Origin of the sequence: Acinetobacter brisouii CIP 110357 (genome assembly GCF_000488275.1) — a bacterium.
Classification (GTDB): domain Bacteria; phylum Pseudomonadota; class Gammaproteobacteria; order Pseudomonadales; family Moraxellaceae; genus Acinetobacter; species Acinetobacter brisouii.
On sequence record NZ_KI530762.1, the window covers coordinates 651,690 to 673,012 of the forward strand.

19 protein-coding genes are annotated in these 21,323 nt (G+C 42.3%); 11 read left to right on the forward strand and 8 right to left on the reverse strand.

Annotated elements, in window-relative coordinates:
- The first annotated feature begins 62 nt into the window (after positions 1–62).
- Both P255_RS03070 and P255_RS03075 read left to right on the forward strand, forming a co-directional pair.
- Entirely contained in the window at positions 63–1,706 is a 1,644-nt protein-coding gene (locus P255_RS03070; RefSeq protein WP_004903496.1) for a nitrite/sulfite reductase, read from the forward strand.
- Positions 1,699–2,184, forward strand: a complete 486-nt coding sequence (locus P255_RS03075; RefSeq protein WP_004903497.1) for a DUF934 domain-containing protein — start codon at positions 1,699–1,701, stop codon at positions 2,182–2,184. The genes P255_RS03070 and P255_RS03075 overlap by 8 nt, the downstream gene beginning before the upstream one ends.
- A 111-nt stretch (positions 2,185–2,295) precedes the next feature.
- On the opposite strand, the gene P255_RS03080 is transcribed toward P255_RS03075, so the two are convergent.
- Positions 2,296–2,814 carry a GspH/FimT family pseudopilin gene (locus P255_RS03080; RefSeq protein WP_004903499.1) on the reverse strand — a complete coding sequence of 173 codons (519 nt, stop codon included), beginning with the start codon at positions 2,812–2,814 and terminating at the stop codon, positions 2,296–2,298.
- Positions 2,815–3,125: 311 nt separating this feature from the next.
- Between P255_RS03080 and omp38 (P255_RS03085) the strand changes: the two genes are divergently transcribed.
- Both omp38 (P255_RS03085) and omp38 (P255_RS03090) read left to right on the forward strand, forming a co-directional pair.
- Positions 3,126–4,205 (forward strand): outer membrane protein Omp38, encoded by a 1,080-nt coding sequence (gene omp38 / locus P255_RS03085; RefSeq protein WP_004903501.1) that lies wholly within the window; start codon positions 3,126–3,128, stop codon positions 4,203–4,205.
- 540 nt (positions 4,206–4,745) lie between these two features.
- Positions 4,746–5,825, forward strand: a complete 1,080-nt coding sequence (gene omp38 / locus P255_RS03090) for an outer membrane protein Omp38 (protein WP_004903501.1) — start codon at positions 4,746–4,748, stop codon at positions 5,823–5,825.
- Between the two features lie 47 nt (positions 5,826–5,872).
- Here the strand turns inward: omp38 (P255_RS03090) and P255_RS15445 are convergent, their stop codons facing one another.
- From P255_RS15445 to P255_RS03110, 5 genes are all read right to left on the reverse strand, one after another.
- Complete coding sequence (locus tag P255_RS15445) at positions 5,873–6,034, reverse strand: hypothetical protein (RefSeq protein ID WP_004903503.1); 162 nt, start codon at positions 6,032–6,034, stop codon at positions 5,873–5,875.
- Positions 6,035–6,038: 4 nt separating this feature from the next.
- Positions 6,039–7,244 (reverse strand): RtcB family protein, encoded by a 1,206-nt coding sequence (locus tag P255_RS03095; protein WP_004903505.1) that lies wholly within the window; start codon positions 7,242–7,244, stop codon positions 6,039–6,041.
- Between the two features lie 251 nt (positions 7,245–7,495).
- Positions 7,496–8,965 (reverse strand): amino acid permease, encoded by a 1,470-nt coding sequence (locus P255_RS03100; protein WP_004903507.1) that lies wholly within the window; start codon positions 8,963–8,965, stop codon positions 7,496–7,498.
- A gap of 9 nt (positions 8,966–8,974) precedes the next feature.
- Positions 8,975–9,997: a methyltransferase gene (locus tag P255_RS03105; protein WP_004903509.1), complete on the reverse strand. Its 1,023-nt coding sequence runs from the start codon at positions 9,995–9,997 to the stop codon at positions 8,975–8,977.
- 68 nt (positions 9,998–10,065) lie between these two features.
- Positions 10,066–11,439, reverse strand: coding sequence for a uracil-xanthine permease family protein (locus P255_RS03110; RefSeq protein ID WP_004903510.1), 1,374 nt, complete (start codon positions 11,437–11,439; stop codon positions 10,066–10,068).
- A gap of 175 nt (positions 11,440–11,614) precedes the next feature.
- On the opposite strand from P255_RS03110, the gene typA reads away from it, so the two are divergent.
- The 3 genes from typA to P255_RS03125 all read left to right on the forward strand — a co-directional run bounded on the left by typA (position 11,615) and on the right by P255_RS03125 (position 14,523).
- On the forward strand, positions 11,615–13,450 hold the full coding sequence (typA, locus tag P255_RS03115; protein ID WP_004903512.1) for a translational GTPase TypA: 1,836 nt from the start codon (positions 11,615–11,617) through the stop codon (positions 13,448–13,450).
- A gap of 167 nt (positions 13,451–13,617) precedes the next feature.
- On the forward strand, positions 13,618–14,055 hold the full coding sequence (mscL, locus tag P255_RS03120) for a large conductance mechanosensitive channel protein MscL (protein ID WP_004903514.1): 438 nt from the start codon (positions 13,618–13,620) through the stop codon (positions 14,053–14,055).
- A gap of 120 nt (positions 14,056–14,175) precedes the next feature.
- A complete protein-coding gene (locus P255_RS03125; RefSeq protein WP_004903516.1) occupies positions 14,176–14,523 on the forward strand; it encodes a gamma-glutamylcyclotransferase family protein in 348 nt (115 codons plus the stop codon).
- 51 nt (positions 14,524–14,574) lie between these two features.
- Here the strand turns inward: P255_RS03125 and P255_RS03130 are convergent, their stop codons facing one another.
- Positions 14,575–14,859, reverse strand: a complete 285-nt coding sequence (locus P255_RS03130; protein WP_004903518.1) for a peptidylprolyl isomerase — start codon at positions 14,857–14,859, stop codon at positions 14,575–14,577.
- Positions 14,860–14,879: 20 nt separating this feature from the next.
- Positions 14,880–15,704, reverse strand: coding sequence for a bifunctional DNA-formamidopyrimidine glycosylase/DNA-(apurinic or apyrimidinic site) lyase (gene mutM / locus P255_RS03135; protein WP_004903521.1), 825 nt, complete (start codon positions 15,702–15,704; stop codon positions 14,880–14,882).
- A gap of 234 nt (positions 15,705–15,938) precedes the next feature.
- Between mutM and P255_RS03140 the strand changes: the two genes are divergently transcribed.
- The 4 genes from P255_RS03140 to P255_RS03155 all read left to right on the forward strand — a co-directional run bounded on the left by P255_RS03140 (position 15,939) and on the right by P255_RS03155 (position 21,321).
- Complete coding sequence (locus tag P255_RS03140; protein WP_081402001.1) at positions 15,939–18,050, forward strand: TonB-dependent receptor domain-containing protein; 2,112 nt, start codon at positions 15,939–15,941, stop codon at positions 18,048–18,050.
- Between the two features lie 21 nt (positions 18,051–18,071).
- Complete coding sequence (locus tag P255_RS03145; protein ID WP_004903525.1) at positions 18,072–19,202, forward strand: NADH:flavin oxidoreductase/NADH oxidase; 1,131 nt, start codon at positions 18,072–18,074, stop codon at positions 19,200–19,202.
- 16 nt (positions 19,203–19,218) lie between these two features.
- Complete coding sequence (locus P255_RS03150; RefSeq protein WP_035365258.1) at positions 19,219–20,142, forward strand: AEC family transporter; 924 nt, start codon at positions 19,219–19,221, stop codon at positions 20,140–20,142.
- A 192-nt stretch (positions 20,143–20,334) separates the two neighbouring features.
- On the forward strand, positions 20,335–21,321 hold the full coding sequence (locus tag P255_RS03155) for a bile acid:sodium symporter family protein (RefSeq protein WP_004903529.1): 987 nt from the start codon (positions 20,335–20,337) through the stop codon (positions 21,319–21,321).
- Positions 21,322–21,323: the final 2 nt, after the last annotated feature.

The following is a 21,323-nucleotide window of genomic DNA, read 5'->3' on the forward strand; positions in this document are numbered from 1 at the left end:
TTGTTGATGAATTAAAGCCCTTTATGCTATGGCAGTTAAATTGAACTTACTAGCTGAACGCCATGTATTTATACACTGATTTCGATCAGCAACTGGTGAATGAACGAGTTGCACAATTCCGCGATCAAACAGAACGTTATCTCGCGGGAAAATTGACCGAAGACGAATACCGCCCATTGCGTCTACAAAATGGTTTATATGTACAGCGTTATGCGCCAATGTTACGTATTGCCGTGCCGTATGGCTTAATGAACTCAAAGCAATTGCGTAAAATTGCAGATATTTCTAAAGAATATGACCGTGGTTATGCTCACGTATCGACACGCCAAAATATTCAGTTGAACTGGCCAGCGCTTGAAGATGTGCCAGATATTTTAACTGAACTGGCAACGGTGCAAATGCATGCTATTCAGACTTCAGGAAACTGTATTCGTAACACAACAACTGACCAATATGCAGGTGTTGTGGCAGGGGAAATTGCTGACCCGCGCCCAACCTGTGAATTGATTCGTCAGTGGAGTACATTCCACCCTGAATTTGCATTCTTGCCACGTAAGTTCAAAATTGCAGTGTCTGCACTTGAAGAAAAAGACCGTGCTGCAACGTCATTTCACGATATTGGTGTATATATCGTGAAAAACGAAGCAGGTGAAATCGGCTATAAAATCAAAGTCGGTGGTGGTTTAGGTCGTACACCAGTGATAGGTAGTGTGATTCGTGAATTCCTGCCACGTGAAGATTTGATCGCTTATTTAGATGCAGTGTTACGCGTTTATAACCTGCATGGTCGCCGTGACAACAAATACAAAGCGCGTATCAAAATCTTGGTGAAAGCCATGACGCCTGAAGTCTTCGCTGAAAAAGTTGAAGCTGAATTTGCACATACGCGTGAGCCACTGAAAATTCAACCAGAATTCTTGGCAAAAATGGATGCGGTCTTTACACCATTTGCTTATCAGGATTTGCCTGACGAAGATTTTACTGAATTGTTCGCGCAATATCCAAAATTCAAGCAATGGTTTAATGTCAACACCAACGCACATAAAGTTAAAGGCTATCGTATCGTGACGATTAGCTTAAAACGTGCAGGTATTGCACCAGGGGATATGACGACGGAAGAAATGCATTTTATTGCAGATCTTGCAGACAAATATACCTTTGGTGAGTTGCGTACTACACATGAGCAAAATATTTCTCTAGCCGATGTACCGCAAAAAGATGTATTTGCATTATGGCAAGCACTGGAAAATGCCAACATGGCACGCGCACATATTGGTTTTATTACCGATATTATCTGCTGTCCAGGTGGTGATTTCTGCTCATTGGCAAATGCAAAATCAATTCCAATTTCTGAAGCGATTACTCGTCGTTTCGAAGACTTGGATACTGTTTATAACTTGGGTCATTTAGACTTAAATATCTCAGGTTGTATGAATGCCTGCGGTCATCACCATGTCGGTAATATTGGTATTTTAGGTGTTGATAAAAAAGGTGCAGAGTTCTACCAAATCACTTTGGGTGGTAACTCAGACCATGATGCTTCAATTGGCGATATCTTGGGGCCTTCTTTTGCCGCAGATGCTGTGCCAGATGTTGTTGAGGAAATCCTGAATACTTACCTTGATTTACGTCAAGAAGGCGAAGAGTTTATTGAAACTTACCGTCGTGTGGGGATTCAACCGTTTAAGGAGCGTGCATATGCTTAATTTAGCCTTACCTGTGCTATTTAAAGATGGCACGATTCAAGACAATACTTATCAGGCCGTTGCTGAAGATGGTACAGTGCCACAAGGTGATGTAGTTTTGACGACAGCTCAGCTTGAGCAATTGAGCCAAGTACAAGGCAAAAAAGCTTTGTATATTACAGTGAATGATTCACCTGAAACACATCACTATCCATTAGAGCAGCTTGATAGCATTTTTATTGAGTTTGCTGGTTTTAATGATGGTCGTGGCTATTCATTTGCAGCGTTGTTACGCCGTCAAGGTTATCAGGGTGAATTGCGCGCTGTAGGCGATATCTTTAAAGACGTTTTAAATTATTTAAAACGTTCTGGCTTTGACAGCTTTGTGGTCAAAGAAGGTAAAGATGTTCAAGAAGCTGCAGCAGGGTTGAAAGACTTTACCAACCCGTACCAAATTTCAACAGCAGTTCCACAAGCGGGTTATCAAACTGGCGCTTAACTGCTAAATTAAAAAAAAGCTGGATTTGTTCCAGCTTTTTTTATGTCTAAATTTTCAGATGAGAAAAAGTGGAGTGTTGATCATAAGAAAACAATTCATTTGAAACCCGATCTAGCAACTCAAAGGTGTTTCATGCCGAACACTTCCCATCATATTGAGAATGATTTTACGGTGAGGTGCGTCATACTGGCTACAGTAATAAAAACTACCCATGGAGCCTCTAGGTAAACCTGTATTTCCTTGAAAAACTAAATTAGGTGAACCTAAACTACCTTGCCAGCGCAGATTGCCATAGCGAAGCTGCATCGGGTAAGTATTTAGCAATTTTTCATGCGTTTCTCTGCTGCGATTTTGATTTAAATCGAGAAAGGAGATTGATCCTGTTGCCCAGTCATTGCGACTACAACTTTCAAAATCTTCACTAGCACAAACTACAACGTTATTATGATATAAAACAGCATGTTGTTTGGCCTGCTGTAAATGTAGACTTAATTGAATAGGAATAAGTTGGGATTCTTGCTTTGCTTTGGTATGATGATAAAAAGGCATCACCATCATGGACAGGAGAGCTAAAATAATGATTGCAATCATCAGTTCTAATATGCTAAATCCACCTTTTATAAGATTCATTTGATCGTTTCCATTGTAATTTTTAATCGTAAAAAATATGTTTTTTATGCATTTATTTTTATTCTTTAATCTAATGTGTAAAAAATTTATGCGCCAATGTGAATTAAATTTGATAAAATTTTACCGAATTACAACGGAAATTGTAAGGAAATTTGTCAATAATTCGTTCTTAGATTTGGGTTATTGACTGACAATCAGTCAATAGAAGTACAAGATTGGCTTAAATAATAATCGAGATATTTAAAATCTTGATCAGTAAATAAAAATTTTAGGCTGAGCTTAAAATAATTGTTTTTCTCTGGAGGATATCCATGAAATTAAGTCGTATTGCTGTTGCTACATTGCTTGCAGCGTCTCCATTTGTTGCAGCAAATGCTGGTGTTACAGTTACCCCATTGTTACTTGGTTATACATTCCAAGGTACTGAACATAATAACGGAAATGATCACCTTCTTGATTCAAAAGCGGGTCAAGGTGAAGCACAAGACGATTTAGCAGTAGGTGCAGCGCTTGGTGTTGAATTAACACCATGGTTAAGCTTCGAAGCTGAATACCTTCAAGTGAAAGGCGATGTTAAAGGTGGTGCAGTTAATGCTCCAGGCGCTGAATACAAGCAAAAACAAATCAACGGTAACTTTATTGCGACCTCTGATTTGATCACTAAAAACTACGACAGCAAAATCAAGCCATATGTATTGTTAGGTGCTGGTCACTATGACTATGATTTTACTGGTGTAAACCGTGGTACACGTGGTAACTCAGAAGCAGGTACTTTGGGTAACGTAGGTGCAGGTGTATTCTGGCGTTTAAATGATGCATTGTCGCTACGTACAGAAGCACGTGCAACATACAACATTGATGAAGATTTCTGGAACTATACAGCGCTTGCTGGTTTGAACGTTGTGATCGGTGGTCACTTGAAACCTGCTGCGCCAGTAACAGAAGTGCAACCTGTAACTCCAGCGCCAGTTGTTCAACCACAACCACAGCCACAAGAGTTGACAGAAGACTTGAACATGGAACTCCGTGTGTTCTTTGATACCAACAAGTCAAACATCAAACCACAATACAAACCTGAAATTGCAAAAGTTGCAGAGAAACTTTCTGAGTATCCAAATGCAACAGCGCGTATTGAAGGTCACACAGACAACACAGGTCCACGTAAGTTAAACGAACGTTTATCATTGGCACGTGCAAACTCTGTAAAATCAGCACTTGTACATGAATACAATGTTGATCCATCACGTTTAACTACTCAAGGTTTTGCATGGGATCAACCGATTGCTGACAACAACACGAAAGAAGGTCGTGCAATGAACCGTCGTGTATTTGCTGCTATTACTGGTAGCCGTACAGTGATTGCTCAACCGACAGCGCCAGCAGCTCAATAATTTGAGTTGAGGTGAAAAAGAAAGCGGCTCATAAGAGCCGCTTTTTTTGTCATGGATATTTTAATAGGTGAATCATGATTAATGGGTTGAAAAGAATAGAGTAAATAATGAGGTTATTAAAAATTAAAATAAACTGAATAATTTTTAAATATAATTAAAAATTATACCTGTTTATATGGTTATTATTGTTGAACTATATAGTTATTTATATATTGGGTTATCTGAATTTTGATCTAAATTATTATATTTATTGATATTTTTTTGAAACTTTTTATGAACTACATTTTTTTGTAACTACATTATATAAATTTCAAAAGTTTAATTTGTAAATTGAATGCAAATCAGAGTAAAACAATATTTGAAGTAAAATAGTTTAATCTAAAAAAAGATGACCTTAGTCATGCTATTCAAGTTTAAATTTTCTGAATGAGCTTGTATTATACAGACTCGAAACTTTAAAAGACTGAGATGTAAGAATATCTCAGAAAGTAAATAATTTAGGTCATACCTAAAATAATTGTTTTTCTCTGGAGGATATCCATGAAATTAAGTCGTATTGCTGTTGCTACATTGCTTGCAGCGTCTCCATTTGTTGCAGCAAATGCTGGTGTTACAGTTACCCCATTGTTACTTGGTTATACATTCCAAGGTACTGAACATAATAACGGAAATGATCACCTTCTTGATTCAAAAGCGGGTCAAGGTGAAGCACAAGACGATTTAGCAGTAGGTGCAGCGCTTGGTGTTGAATTAACACCATGGTTAAGCTTCGAAGCTGAATACCTTCAAGTGAAAGGCGATGTTAAAGGTGGTGCAGTTAATGCTCCAGGCGCTGAATACAAGCAAAAACAAATCAACGGTAACTTTATTGCGACCTCTGATTTGATCACTAAAAACTACGACAGCAAAATCAAGCCATATGTATTGTTAGGTGCTGGTCACTATGACTATGATTTTACTGGTGTAAACCGTGGTACACGTGGTAACTCAGAAGCAGGTACTTTGGGTAACGTAGGTGCAGGTGTATTCTGGCGTTTAAATGATGCATTGTCGCTACGTACAGAAGCACGTGCAACATACAACATTGATGAAGATTTCTGGAACTATACAGCGCTTGCTGGTTTGAACGTTGTGATCGGTGGTCACTTGAAACCTGCTGCGCCAGTAACAGAAGTGCAACCTGTAACTCCAGCGCCAGTTGTTCAACCACAACCACAGCCACAAGAGTTGACAGAAGACTTGAACATGGAACTCCGTGTGTTCTTTGATACCAACAAGTCAAACATCAAACCACAATACAAACCTGAAATTGCAAAAGTTGCAGAGAAACTTTCTGAGTATCCAAATGCAACAGCGCGTATTGAAGGTCACACAGACAACACAGGTCCACGTAAGTTAAACGAACGTTTATCATTGGCACGTGCAAACTCTGTAAAATCAGCACTTGTACATGAATACAATGTTGATCCATCACGTTTAACTACTCAAGGTTTTGCATGGGATCAACCGATTGCTGACAACAACACGAAAGAAGGTCGTGCAATGAACCGTCGTGTATTTGCTGCTATTACTGGTAGCCGTACAGTGATTGCTCAACCGACAGCGCCAGCAGCTCAATAATTTGAGTTGAGGTGAAAAAGAAAGCGGCTCATAAGAGCCGCTTTTTTTTATAGCCAATATTTTGCTTTCAGTTCATGCTTCATAGCTTTTCTCATTCGGCGATGCTGTGCTTTAGGCTTTTCACTTTCATGGATTCCACCTTTATGTAAAAGGGGAGACAGTGCAACAGGGTTGCGTACTTTAATTTTGGGCATGCTTTTCAGTTTCATGGGTTTAGCCTTTAATACATAAAATCTGTTTCAAGGTGTGGACAACGTCAATCAAATCACTTTGATAAGCAATCACCTGATCAATATCCTTATAAGCACTTGGAATTTCATCAATCACGCCGCTGTCTTTACGACATTCGATACCTTGAGTTTGCTGAATCAAGTCTTGCTGACTAAACAAAAGTTTGGCTTTGCTGCGACTCATTTTACGACCCGCACCATGTGAGCAGGAGCAAAAGGATTCAGGGTTGCCTTTACCTCGAACAATATAGGAACGTGCACCCATTGAACCCGGAATAATGCCAAGCTCATCTTCACCTGCGCGAATGGCACCTTTACGCGTCACAAAGACATTTTCACCAAAGTGCGTTTCTTGACTGACATAATTGTGATGGCAGTTAATCGCCTCCTTGGTCATCTGAAATGATGGCAAAATCGGGCGAATGGCTTCTAAAATCAGCCGCATCATTTCACGTCGGTTTTCATAAGCATAGTTTTGTGCCCATTCCACAGCTTCCACGTAGTCATTAAAGCTATTGGAACCTTGTGCAAAATAACTCAGATCTTTGTCAGGAACATGCCCAAAGCGTTGTTGAGCTTCTTTCTTTGCCAATTCAATAAAATACGTGCCAATCATATTACCTAAACCACGGCTACCCGAATGTAGCATGACCCAGACATCCTGATTTTCATCCAGACACAGTTCTATAAAATGATTGCCACCACCAAGTGTCCCGAGCTGTTTTTGCCAAGTGGCATCAAACTGGCGCAGCATGCGAACCAGACCGGGATGTTTGCTAATGATTGGCTGCAAGCGTTTTTCCAGTGGTGTTAAACTTGAGGCCTTGGCCTTGACTTGCTTGTGCATGGCAAAACCGACTGGCACTTTACGTTCAATAGCATGGCGTAAAGGCGACAGATTATCGGGCAGTTGCTGCGCTTTTAAACTTAGGCGAATTGCGTTCATGCCGCAGCCAATATCCACGCCAACAGCCGCAGGAATAATCGCCTGTTTGGTTGGAATGACGCTACCAACAGTTGCCCCTTTGCCGACATGGACATCGGGCATGACTGCAATATGTGAATGAATAAATTGCAGTTGTGCCATTTTGCTGAGCTGTTCGATACTTTCGTGATCAATGTCTTGGGTGAAAATCTTCACAGGCACACCATAGTGCCCCTCAGCATTTAAAATTTTTTGAATGCTCATTTGGTTTTTCTCAAATTATTGTTGTTTTGTCCGAATATCAGGCATAAAAAAACCTAGCGAATGCTAGGTTCTATGCATTCGGACAGATGAGATTTGTACACCTGTCCGTGAGACGACATCGTGCCAAATCAGTTATGTTGTAAGCTCGCTAGTACTGGCATGATGTCCTCCTCAAAATCTATCCATAGTGGATAGTGCCGAAATTCAATATCGGCGAGATAATAAACCTAAAAAATCAAATGTCAAGAAAATCATGACTCATCATCTTGCATTGGCTTCACATCCATTTCGTTGTAAGGAATGAGTTTGGTCTTATAGATCCACTTGTAACTTAACCATACAGCCAAAAACAACGGGAGGGTGATATAGGTCGCAAGCAGACTTAACCAGTCAATTTTTGCACCCAGTAACGCCTGATAATTTTGCCCTAAAATAATGATTGAACACAAAATAAAGGCAAACCATGGTGCAAATGGGAAGAATTTTGCACGATAAGCCAAGTTCTCAATTTTGTAACCTTGAGCCACATAACCTTTACGGAAACGATAATGTGAAATTGCAATCCCGAGCCAGACAATAAAGCCACACATTCCTGACATATTGAGCAACCAGTTATAGATTTCCTGTTTACCCATAAAACTCGTGAGGAGTGATAATGCTGCAATCGCAGTAGTTGCATACAATGCACGCATTGGTACACCACGTTTATCGAGCTTTGCAAACCAGCGTGGAGCACTGCCTTCTTCAGCCATATCCCACAACATACGGGTAGATGAGTACATGCCCGAGTTACCCGCAGATAAAATAGCCGTTAGAATCACTGCATTCATCAGACCTGCAGCAAAAGCAAAACCTGCTTTTTCATAGAGTAGGGTAAATGGAGACAGGGCAATATTGTTGCTACTCGCTGCCTGAATGAGGCGTGGGTCGTCATAACTGACCAATGTACCGATAATGAAAATACAGACGATATAAAACAGCAGGATACGCCAGAAAATTTGTTTGATTGCCAGTGGAATGGTTTTATGCGGATCTTTAGATTCACCCGCAGCAACCCCAACCATTTCAGTGCCTTGGAAGGAAAAACCTGCAATCATGGCAACCCCGACCATGGCTTGGAAACCACCAACAAATGGTGCGTCTTTATGTGTCCAGTTGGCAAAAGGCAGGGCATTCGGGGTCAGCATAATTTTTAAAATGGTCGCAAAACCAATAAAAATAAAAATAATGATGGCAATGACTTTGACCAGAGAAAATACAAATTCACTCTCACCAAAAGTTCTGACCGACATGGCGTTAATCGCGAAAATCACAATTAAAAACAGCAAGCTCCACCAAAAACCTGGAATTTCAGGGAACCAGAATGCCATGATCCACTGCGCTGCAACCAGTTCAAATGCGACAGTAATCGCCCAGTTGTACCAGTAGTTCCAGCCCAGTGCAAAACCAAAACCTTCTTCAACATATTTGTTGCCGTAGGTAAAAAATGCACCCGAAGTTGGATTGTGAGTTGCTAGTTCGCCAAGGCTGGTCATTAAGAAATAAATCATAATCCCGATCAGGACATAGGCAAGTAACGCGCCGCCTGGCCCTGCAGTGCTGATAGTCGAACCTGAGGCTAAAAATAGCCCTGTTCCAATAGAACCACCAATTGCAATCATATTCAGATGGCGAGCACCCAACTTACGCTTTAGGTGCGCATGTTCATTCATTTCGCTCATCTAGTTTCCTTATCTGTTTGTTGCGCAGGCATATAACACCTTAAAGCCTTGTTGATCAGTTTTCGTGTCGCCATGCCCGAAATACTGCTCAATTAAAATCGGATAATTTAAAAAACGGTTTGCCACAATCCATAATTCGCCATGTCCTTGAAGATGGTGCTTTGCTTGTTGGCACAAATCTTCACTGACTGCATAAGAAGTGTGAATCCCCTGATGAAAAGGCGGATTACTCACTAAGGCATCTAGCCCAGTCGGGGCATCTTGAATACCTGTGACTGCATGTAACTGGATCTGGTTGGTAGAAATGGCATTGTACTGACAAGTCAGTTCCGTTGATTTCAATGCAAATGCATCGACATCGAGCGCATGAACGACATTCTCAGGATTCAGCTTTGCCAAATAGCAGCTAATAATGCCTGCACCACAGCCAAAGTCGGCGAGTTTACCTGATTTAACTTGGGTGAGGTATGGTAAAAGCACCGCTGTGCCAACATCTAAATGGTCTTGACTAAACACACCGGGTAAAGCGCAAATTTTCAGTGTTTGATCTGCAACTTGAATCTCATAGGTTTTGAGCCATGCTTCGAGCGGTTTTTCCTGCTCTTGTTGTTGTAGAATCAGTTGCCAAAACTGGCAGTGACGGGCACTGTCGAGCTTGAGGGTCTTACCATAGGTTTGTAACTGTTTGGCTGCACGTTCCACACCACCTTTTTTCTCACCCACCAAGAAAATTGATTGTCCAAGCTGCATATGGCTGGCAACCTGATGGATGATATAACTCAGCAGCTCTTTCGATTTCGGAACAAAAATAACGACTTGATCAAAACTCTGCTCAGGAAATGTCACAGCAAAGTGGCTGTCCAAACCTAAAGCCAGATGCGCTTGGTGATCGGCAAAATTCCATGTCCAGATACTTCCTTGTACCGTGTCGCGCAGTTCAATCAGGAGCTGATCATTGGGCGCATGAATAAATAAAACGCGACCTTTGAGTTGATCTTGCTGGCGCAAGACGACTTCACTTCGAGGATCCATGATGACACCCTACACAAAATAAAATGTCCAATCCGCATATCACTGGGATTGGACATTGTTTAAAAAAATTACTGTTCTGTTTGGTCAGGTAAAATCAAGTTGAGCAATAATGCTGCGATACCGCCAGTTGCTACGCCAGAACTGAAGATATTGCGCATGAGTTCAGGCATATGCTTTAGAAAATCAGGAACTTGTGCAATACCAAGCCCAAGCGCTAAAGAAATCGCAATGATCAGTAGCGCACGGCGGTCAAGCTTAATACCTGCCAGAATATTGATGCCTGATGCGGCAACTGCCCCAAACATCACCATGACAGCACCACCTAGAACTGCTTCGGGTACAGCTTGTACCATACCTGCAATTTTAGGGAATAAACCCAATAAGACCAACATGGCTGCAATCCAGATTCCGACATAACGGCTTGCGACACCTGTCAATTGAATCACACCATTATTTTGCGCAAATACAGAGCTTGGGAATGTATTGAAAATCCCTGCAATCAATGAGTTAAAACCATTGACCAGTACGCCGCCCTTGATGCGCTGCATCCAGGTTTCACCTGTTACAGGCTGTTTTGAAATCTTACTGGTTGCAGTAATGTCACCAATTGCTTCGAGTGAAGTCACCAGATAAATAAAGGCAAATGGTAAAAACAGTGACCAGTTAAAACTGATGCCAAAATGCAGTGGAGTTGGCAACTGGAAGGTAGGTGCTTGATGGAATGCAGTAAAGTCCAAATGCCCCATAAAGCCTGCCAAGATATAACCAATCACTAGAGCCAGTAAAATTGCTGAGCTTTTGATCCAGACCACAGGAATACGATTGAGGACAATAATAATGGCAAGAACGACACTCGACATGATCAGGTTGTCGCTATTGGCAAATGTGCCATTGGCCATGGCCGCATAACCACCGCCCATACTGACCAAACCTTCTTTAATCAAGGTAAGTCCAATCAGTAAAACCACAATCCCAGTGACTAGCGGAGTAATCAGTTTTTTGACCCACGGTAAAACCCGTGACACGCCCATTTCAATAAATGCACCAGCAATCACTACACCAAAAATAGCCGCCATGACTTGTTGGTACGGCGTGCCATTGGCAATCATCATGCTGCCAATCGCCATGATTGGGCCAATAAAGTTAAAACTGGTGCCTTGTACGATGAGCAAGCCAGCACCGAGTGGCCCAACTTTTTTAGACTGCAGAAAAGTTGCAATCCCTGAGATCACCAAAGACATCGATAAAATCATGGTGGTTTCATGAGCTGGAACTTTTAACGCGCCACAGATCAGTAAACCTGGCGTTAAAATCGGAACGAGAATGGCAAGCAGATGCTGCAAGGCTGCGAAGAATGCAATCCATGGTTTTGGCTTGTCATTAAGCCCTAAAAGCAGATCAGGTTGAGGGTTAGAATGGGGAGATATATCTAAATCCGACATGGAATTGTAATAAATAATAAGCAAGATGTTGCTATTCTAATCGAGTTACATCCCTTTACAAACTAAAAAGCGGCTTGTCTGACGAAAAAAGTGTTGTTGTCAGGCAACTGTCACTACTCAATGCTAGTGTTTTTTTGTATAATTTGCCCTCAAATTTAAAGCGTATCGAATTTACATGTCTGATATTAAAACTCTCCGTAATATTGCCATCATCGCGCACGTCGACCATGGTAAAACTACTCTCGTAGATAAACTTTTACAACAATCAGGTGCACTCGGTGACCGCGCGGGTGAGATTGAGCGTGTTATGGATTCGAATGCGCTTGAATCAGAGCGTGGTATTACTATTTTGGCAAAAAACACGTCGATCACTTGGTTGGACAAGCGTACTGATACGACTTACCGTATCAATATCGTGGACACCCCGGGACATGCTGACTTCGGTGGTGAAGTAGAACGTGTATTGTCAATGGTTGACTGCGTATTACTTCTTGTGGATGCACAAGAAGGTCCAATGCCACAAACTCGTTTCGTAACGCAAAAAGCGTTTGCACGTGGTTTGAAACCAATCGTGATCATTAACAAAGTTGACAAACCAAGCGCGCGTTGTGACTGGGTTATTGATCAAGTTTTTGATTTGTTTGACAACTTGGGTGCAACTGACGAACAGTTAGACTTCCCGATTGTTTATGCTTCAGGCTTACGTGGTGTTGCTGGCCCAGCACCAGAAGAATTGGCTGAAGACATGACACCGTTGTTTGAAACGATTGTTGACATCGTTGAACCACCAGCAGTTGATGTTGATGGTCCATTCCAAATGCAGATTTCATCACTTGACTACAACAGCTTCGTGGGTGTAATCGGTGTTGGTCGTATTCAACGTGGTTCAGTAAAAACCAATACACCTGTGACTGTGATTGATAAAGAAGGTAACACACGTAACGGCCGTATTTTAAAAATCATGGGTTATCATGGTTTAGAGCGTGTTGATGTTGATTCAGCATCAGCAGGCGACATCGTATGTATTACAGGTATTGATGCACTTAACATTTCAGACACCATTTGTGATCCGAAAACTGTTGAAGCATTACCGCCATTGTCTGTAGATGAACCTACAGTATCGATGACATTCCAAGTGAACAACTCACCATTTGCCGGTAAAGAAGGTAAATTCGTGACTTCACGTAATATTCGTGAACGTCTTGACCGTGAATTGATTCATAACGTAGCACTTCGTGTAGAAGATACTGACAGTCCAGACCGTTTCAAAGTTTCTGGTCGTGGTGAACTTCACCTTTCAGTATTGATCGAAAACATGCGTCGTGAAGGCTTTGAAATGGGCGTATCTCGTCCACAAGTAATCATCAAAGAAGTTGATGGTGAAAAACAAGAGCCATACGAAAACGTAACATTTGACGTTGAAGAACAGCATCAAGGTGCTGTAATGGAACAAATGGGTCACCGTAAAGGCGAAATGACCAATATGGAAGTTGACGGTAAAGGTCGTATCCGTATTGAAGCAACTGTTCCTTCACGTGGCTTGATCGGTTTCCGTTCTGAATTCTTGACCATGACTTCTGGTACAGGGATCATGACATCAAGCTTCTCTCACTACGGTCCTGTTAAACAAGGTACTGTTGCGAAGCGCCAAAACGGTGTATTGATTTCTATGGTTCAAGGTACTTGCTTGGGCTATGCGTTATTTGGTTTACAAGATCGTGGTCGTTTATTTGCTAAACCACAGTTGGAAGTTTACGAAGGGATGATCGTGGGTATTAACTCTCGTTCAGACGATATGGTTGTAAACCCAACTAAAGCGAAACAATTAACTAACGTTCGTGCATCTGGTACAGATGATGCTTTAACTTTAGTCCCTGCAATTGAATATACGCTTGAACAAGCGCTTGAATTCATTGAAGATGACGAATTAGTTGAAGTAACACCAAAATCAATTCGTATCCGTAAACGTTATTTGACTGAAAACGAACGTAAGCGTAACCGCGATAAATAAGTTCTCTTAAGTCATAAAAAAACCGCTAATTTTAATTAGCGGTTTTTTTTGTATAAGATTTTCTACAAAGGATTGGCAAATTTTCAAAACCAAGTAAATTAAATGGAAATACATATACAAATATATACCGCATTATATAACTCAGATGAAAAGAACTGGAGATTTACATGAGCATTTTAAAAGAATTTCGTGAATTCGCGGTAAAAGGCAATATGATTGACCTTGCTGTGGGTGTCATCATTGGTGGTGCATTCGGTAAAATTGTCGACTCATTAGTTAAAGATATTATTATGCCGATTATCACCCTGATTACAGGCGGCGGCGTCGATTTTACCCAAAAGTTTATCGTATTGGGTAAAAACCCCAACAACCTGCAATCTCTGGCTGAAATGCAAAAGGCAGGAGTTAACGTACTGACTTATGGTAATTTCTTAACCATCCTGATTAACTTTATTATTCTGGCGTGGGTTGTATTTGTTATGGTGAAATTGATTAACAAAATGCGCCGTAAACAAGAAGCAGAAGCTGCGCCTGCACCTGTTGCAACACCTGAAGATATTCAATTACTTCGTGAAATTCGTGATGAGTTAAAAAAGAAAGCATAGTTCTGTATAACTAAAAAAGCAGCTATAACCAAGCTGCTTTTTTTATGTATGATGACTCAGTTTTTTTGTAAAATGAATCCGCGAGAATATCAATCATTCTGCTGCATCAGGATAGGGAAAATGAACCAACTATTTACTTATGGCACATTGCGTCCAGGGCAAGCCAATGCACATATTCTGGGAAATATGGGTGGAAAATGGCAAATAGGCTATGTCCGTGGTGTTGTGCATACGCTGGACTGGGGGCCTGATCAGGGCTTGCCTGCGTTAGTGCTTGATCCACAAGCAGAAAAAATCGAGGGTTTACTTTTCTCTACAAACCAGTTGGCAGACAATTGGGAAATGCTGGATGATTTTGAAGGGTTTCAGTATCAGCGAGTCATGGTAGATGTTGAGCTTGAGTCTGGTGAAATGGTTCAGGCATGGACATACCAAATGCACCCTACAGCCAAATCTGCACACACCTAAAATTAAAAAATGATGCTTAAATCTCGCTGTGTATTTAAGCATCATATTGATTTAAAAATGCATACGAAATTTGATTTCCAGTAAATGAAAACCAAACTGGCTTTTTATAGGGCCGTGCAATACTCGTTCAGCCGCAGTAAATACCAGTTTATCAATCACAGGCACCAGTTGCCCTTTTTTGACTTCACCCAGTTCACCGCCACGTTTTGCTGAATTACACGTTGAGTATTCTTTAGCAAGTTTGGAAAAGTCACCACCCGACTGAATTTTTTTCTTCAGCTGTTCGGCAAGCGTTTTATCCTTGACCAAGATATGACGTACAATTGCAGTTTGCATAGGTTGAGCCTCCTGACAGGTTATGATTTTGCTGTTTTTTTAAGTGGCTGGCATTGTGGACAAAACACACTGGCGCGTTGCCCCAGTTTGATATTTTCCAGTGTGGTTTCGCAGTTGACACACATTTCGCCTGCACGCCCATAAGCCAATAAAGTTTGCTGAAAGTAACCATTTTCCCCCATGGCATTGGTATAGTCTCTTAGCGTTGAGCCGCCTAGATCAATCGCAGAATTTAGAATACGTTTAATTTCCACCACCAAAGCACGGATTTGCTGTTGGCTCAGGCTTGAAGCTGGTTGTGCTGGATGAATTCCCAAATTGAACAGACTTTCTGTTGCATAGATATTGCCTACGCCCACCACAATATGATTATCCATCATTGCAACTTTGATACCAACATGTTTGGATTTTAGCTTTTGAATCAAATAATCAGCATTGAAGGCATCAGTCAATGGTTCAGGGCCGAGAGGGTCAAGCAGTTTATGCTGGGATTCTTCATTGAGCCACAAGATACAGCCAAAGCGACGTGGGTCATGATAACGTAACTGCTGCCCACCAAAATCTAGAATAAAATGATCATGCTTGCGTAGTTCATCCTGAGCATCGCAAATCCGAAAACTGCCTGACATACCCAAATGCCACAACATGCTATCTTGTTCGAATTTTGCCAAAATATATTTAGAGCGCCGTTGTAATCCCAACAGTTTTTGACCACGTAACTTGTCAACATCTTGTGGAATGACCCAGCGCAATTGGGGCTGGCGCACTTCTACACGTTGAACAGTTTGCAAAAGCAACGGCGCTAAGCTATTTTTGGTCGTTTCGACTTCGGGTAATTCAGGCATAGCAAGACAATAACAACAAGAAAAGGCATACTTTAGCATGCACGAAGAAACAGGTATATCCGCAACTTGTGTTCGGACAGTGGCATTACTACAATACGAGAATACAAGGAAGGTTCACCACTCAAAACATAAACTTGTCAGATCACTGACCTTGGTTGTTCACGAAGCATATTGTTTTGCTTGCAATTTTGAATGCCCTAATTGTTCCCCCTCAAAAGATTTAGGATGAAAATGATGCGTAATATGCATGCCAGTTTTGCTGTGAAAAGTGCCATGTTGTTGATCACAGTATGCGTATGTCGAAGTTTATATGCTGAAGATGACGTTGCCATTCAAGAAGATTTGCCAATCATCAAAGTTGAAGCGACACATACCGACACCAGCTATGCCAAAACACCCGCTTCGGTTTTTCGGGTAAATGCACCAAAGCAGCAAGACAATATTGGGGTGAACCTCACGGAAGTGGTCAAGGGGATTCCAAGTTTACAACTGAATAACCGTGAGAATTACGCGCAAGATTTGCAGCTTTCCATGCGAGGTTTTGGGGCACGCTCGACTTTTGGGGTGCGTGGTATTCGTTTATATGTCGATGGCATTCCTGCCACTATGCCTGATGGTCAGGGGCAAACCTCAAACATCGACCTGAAAAGTCTGGATCATCTGGAAGTACTGACAGGGCCATTTTCATCTCTATATGGAAACTCTTCTGGTGGTACGATTCTGGCAACCACGAAAGAAGGTCAGGGACGTGATTCAGTAACGATGGGGTATTCGGGTGGGAGTGATCAGCGCAGTAACAGCTCGATTGTGTTGCAAGGCGGTGCACATGCTGAAAATGAACCTGCTTATGTGATCAGTTCTTCGTATTTCGATACCGATGGTTACCGTGAGCATAGTGCGGCAGATAAAGTACTGAACAATGCCAAGCTGACTTGGAATTTGAGTGATGGCAGTAAAATCAACTGGGTGACCAACTACGTTAAAATCAATGCCGACGACCCAATGGGGCTGACACGTGCTTTATGGGAGCAAAACCCAAAACAGGCGGTGAGCAGTGCAGAAACCTACAATACCCGTAAGGAAATTGAGCAAACTCAAACTGGCATAACGTGGACAAAGCCGCTAGATGATCACAATGAACTGTACGCCATGACTTATGTTGGCAACCGTCATGTGATTCAGTATCAGTCCATTCCTAAATCGACCCAAGCCAATGTGAATAATGCGGGCGGCGTGATTGATTTTGACCGTAATTATTATGGAGCAGATTTCCGCTGGACAGGCAAGGAACTTCTGCCGAACACCAGCATTAGTGCAGGTGTAGCTCTTGACGCGATGGATGAAGACCGCAAAGGTTATAACAACTATGATGCAGCGGGTAATTACGGGGTGAAAGGTACTTTGCGCCGTAATGAAGATAATACCTTGTGGAATATTGACCCGTATCTTCAAGCATCATGGCAGTTTTTACCGACCTGGCGTCTAGATACAGGCGTGCGTTATAGCAACGTACATTACAAGTCAGACGACCACTATTTGAGTAATGGCAATGATAGTGGCAAAACCGAGTATGCAAAAACATTGCCTTCAGCAGCACTGAGCTGGCAGATTGTCCCTGAGCTACTGGCGTATGTCAGTTATGCCAAAGGCTTTGAAACCCCGACTTTTACCGAGATGGCATATCGTACCGATGGTGCAGCAGGTTTTAACTTTAATCTAAAACCTTCGAGCAGCGATAACTATGAAGTGGGCTTAAAGTCAAAAAATCCTTGGGGATATTTCACACTTGCAGCCTTCCAAAGCAAGACTAAAAATGACATTGTATCTTATGCAACGGTCAATGGTCGGGCAACTTATCAGAATGTCGATAAAACCCAGCGCCAAGGCGTAGAGTTTTCTTGGAACAAGAATCTTTGGAAAGACCTGAAAGCGCAGGCAAGCTACAGTTATTTGGATGCGACCTTTGATTCGGATTTCAGCTCAGCATCAGGCACAGTCAAAAAAGGCACATATATTCCTGGAATTGCAAAAAATCAGGCTTTTGCACGCTTGGCATGGCAGCCACAAACGGGTGTGTTTGCAGGCATCGAAGCGCATTATATGGATAAAATCTATATCAATGACGCGAATTCCGATGCAGCGCCAAGTTATACCGTGACGGCAATAGATGTCGGCTACAAATGGAAAATGCAGGATTGGACAATCAATACCTATGCCCGAGTCGATAATTTGTTTGACCGCAATTATGTTGGTTCAGTGATTGTGAATGATGGCAATGGGCGCTATTTTGAACCTGCAGAAGGACGCAACTGGAGCGCGGGTCTGAGTATTACCAAACAATTTTAATGAAACAGGGGACTGTCTTAGATGTCAAAATTATTCGAAAGCATTCAGTTTGCTGATCTGAGCTTAACCAACCGAGTGATCATTGCACCGATGTGTCAATATTCTGCGACTGAAGCAGGGGAAGTCAGCTATTGGCATGAGCAGCAGTGGGCAAATTATGCCTTGTCTGGTGCTGGTTTGTGTATTGTTGAAGCGACAGCAGTACAAGCTGAAGGGCGGATCAGTTATGCAGATTTAGGCTTGTGGAATGATCAGCAGCGAGACCAGATCAAAGCCTTACTGGCTAAGGTCAAAAGCATTTCCCCGATGCCTTTTGCAGTGCAGTTGGCACATGCAGGGCGTAAGGCTTCTACAGATAAGCCGTGGCATGGTCGTGGACAATTTGCACCTGAGCATGCACATGGCTGGCAAACGGTTGCGCCGAGTGCTGTGCCATTTGCTGAGCAGGATCTTGCACCACATGCATTAACGCTTGACGAAATTCAGACTGTAAAACAGGACTTTGCTGCCGCAGCACGACGTGCTGTAGAGGCAGGTTTTGAGCTGATAGAAGTGCATGCTGCACATGGTTATTTGCTGCATCAATTCCTGTCGCCGTTGTCGAATCAGCGCCAAGACCAATATGGTGGCGGTCTGGAAAACCGCATGCGTCTAACACTGGAAGTTCTGGAGGCAATTTTACAGGTCGTGCCGCAAGGTTTCCCTGTCGGAGTGCGTATTTCGGCAACCGACTGGATGGAGTCACAAGCAGAAGCGAGCTGGACGCTAGAGTCTAGCGTTGAGTTGGCTAAGCAGCTTGAAAAAACGGGTGCGGCATATGTGCATGTTTCCAGTGGAGGCTTACATGAAAAACAACAGATTGATATCGAACCTAACTATCAAGTGCCTTTTGCGACTGAAATCAAGCAACATGTACAGATTCCTGTGATTGCCGTAGGTTTGATTACCGAGTCTCAGCAAGCGGAACTTATTGTGCGTCATCATCAAGCCGATGCAATTGCCTTGGCACGTGCGATTTTATATGACCCGCGTTGGGTTTGGCATGCCGCAGCTTCTTTGGGCGAATCTGTTGAGATTGCACCTCAGTATTTGCGCTGTCAGCCACATGGTTTTAAAAACCTGTTCCATGCGTTTGCTGAAAGCAACGCGTAAGGCTCAGGTAGAACCATTGGTTTTTGAAATCTTGTTGCCCATGTCTCTGCTCATGGGCACAGGCTATGCAAGTGTTAAGTTAGGTTTATTGACTGCCGAGCAGATTAAGGGCTTAGGTGGCTATGTCATCAAAATTGCACTACCTGCACTCATTTTACATTCCCTTGCCAGCAAAAATCTGCATGAAATCTGGTTGCCACCTTATTTGCTGGCGTATGCAGGCGGGTCACTGATTTTATATGCACTGGCATACTGGATTTATAAACGACATTTTCACCATGTCCTAACCCAGACCGCAGTCCTGTCCATGGGTGCAGCAATGTCCAATACGGGATTAATCGGTAGTGCAATTTTACCGTTAGTATTACCCAATCATGCCGTGATTTATCTGTCATTGACTTTAATGATCGAAAACCTGCTGATGATTCCAATGGTGCTGTTACTGGCAGAATCAGGCCTACAGGCGCAGCATCATCCTTCAAGAATGTTGTATCAGGCATTAAAAAATTTACTGAAAAATCCTTTGGTGATTTCGATTATTTTGGCAATGCTCGCGGTTATCTTCGAGTTAAGGCTACCTGAAATACTCGATAATGTGCTGAATGTTTTAGGAAAAACAGCACCTTCTCTGGCACTTCTGGTGATTGGGGGCAGTTTGGTTGGCATGAAATTGCGAGCACTAGATACGCAAACGATTACATTGGTGTTGCTAAAAGTAGTGCTGATGCCGAGTGTCATTTTCGGTCTATTTTTTCTTTTGCCTTATGCTTCTACAGAAATGCAGCATGCTGCGACCTTGATTGCGGCTTTGCCGATGCCAATCATATTTGGTATTTTAGGGCAAATTTATGGGCTAGAGCAGCGAGCTGTTGCTGCACTCATGCTCAGTACCCTTTTAGGTTTTATGGGGATTAGCGTGCTGGTCGCCTGTTGGTGGTAGATGGCTTGACCCATTAAATTGTCTGCGGTTACTATGCAGCAAGCGATTTTTTGTTCTATTTTTTCAGAAACTTCAATCATGATAATGTGCTTTGCGATCAAAAAGCTGTTTTTAAGTATGTGAAAAGTCATTTGAAAATTCTCATGATCTAATCCAAGAGCGACAGAGACGAATTAACCAAAAGGAAGTGTAATGGCCCGACCACGTTTTTTACCCGATAATTTTAGTCTGATGATCATTGGTATGGTGGTCTTAGCCAGCTTTGCACCGATTCATGGTCATGCTGCCAGTATCTTTGGGCAACTCACCAATTTTGCCATTGCATTATTATTCTTTTTGCATGGTGCAAAACTGTCTCGTCAGGCGGTCATGGATGGTCTGACGCATTGGCGCCTGCATTTGTGCATTTTTACTGCCACTTTTGTCATGTTCCCAATTTTAGGCTTGTTGCTGAAACCCGTGATTGAACCATTACTGGGACATGAGCTGTATTTGGGTATTTTGTACTTGGCGCTGTTGCCATCAACGGTACAGTCATCGATTGCCTTTACTTCAATTGCTAAAGGCAATGTGCCTGCTGCATTGTGTAGTGCATCTGCATCCAATATTTTCGGGATGTTTATTACTCCGTTTTTAGTGAGTCTATTCATTGGTCAGTCCTTGTCGCACCACGATACAGGCTCATCCAATGCTGTACTGAATATTGTGTCGCTGTTATTGGTTCCCTTTGTATTGGGGCAAATTTGCCGCTCAAAACTTTTCCCACTCATTAAGCAGCATGGTGCTGTAGTCAAATGTGTGGATCAAGGCTCGATTTTGATGGTGGTCTATGCTGCATTTAGTGAAGCAGTCATTGAAGGAATCTGGCATCAAGTCTCTATTGAAACGCTGGCGGGTCTATTTGTGGTGTGTGGTGTGTTGCTGGCAATTGTAATGCTACTCATCCATTTTTCCAGCCGTGCTCTAGGCTTTAATCAAAAAGATCAGATTGCGATTTTATTTTGTGGTTCGAAAAAGACTTTAGCCAGTGGTGTGCCGATGGCGAAGATTATTTTTGCAGGGCAGCCGATTGGTTTGATACTGTTACCATTGATGCTATTTCATCAGATTCAGCTGATTGTTTGCGGTATTCTTGCCAGCCGTTTTGCGCAGCGCGATGAATCTTTGGATGACAAATAAAA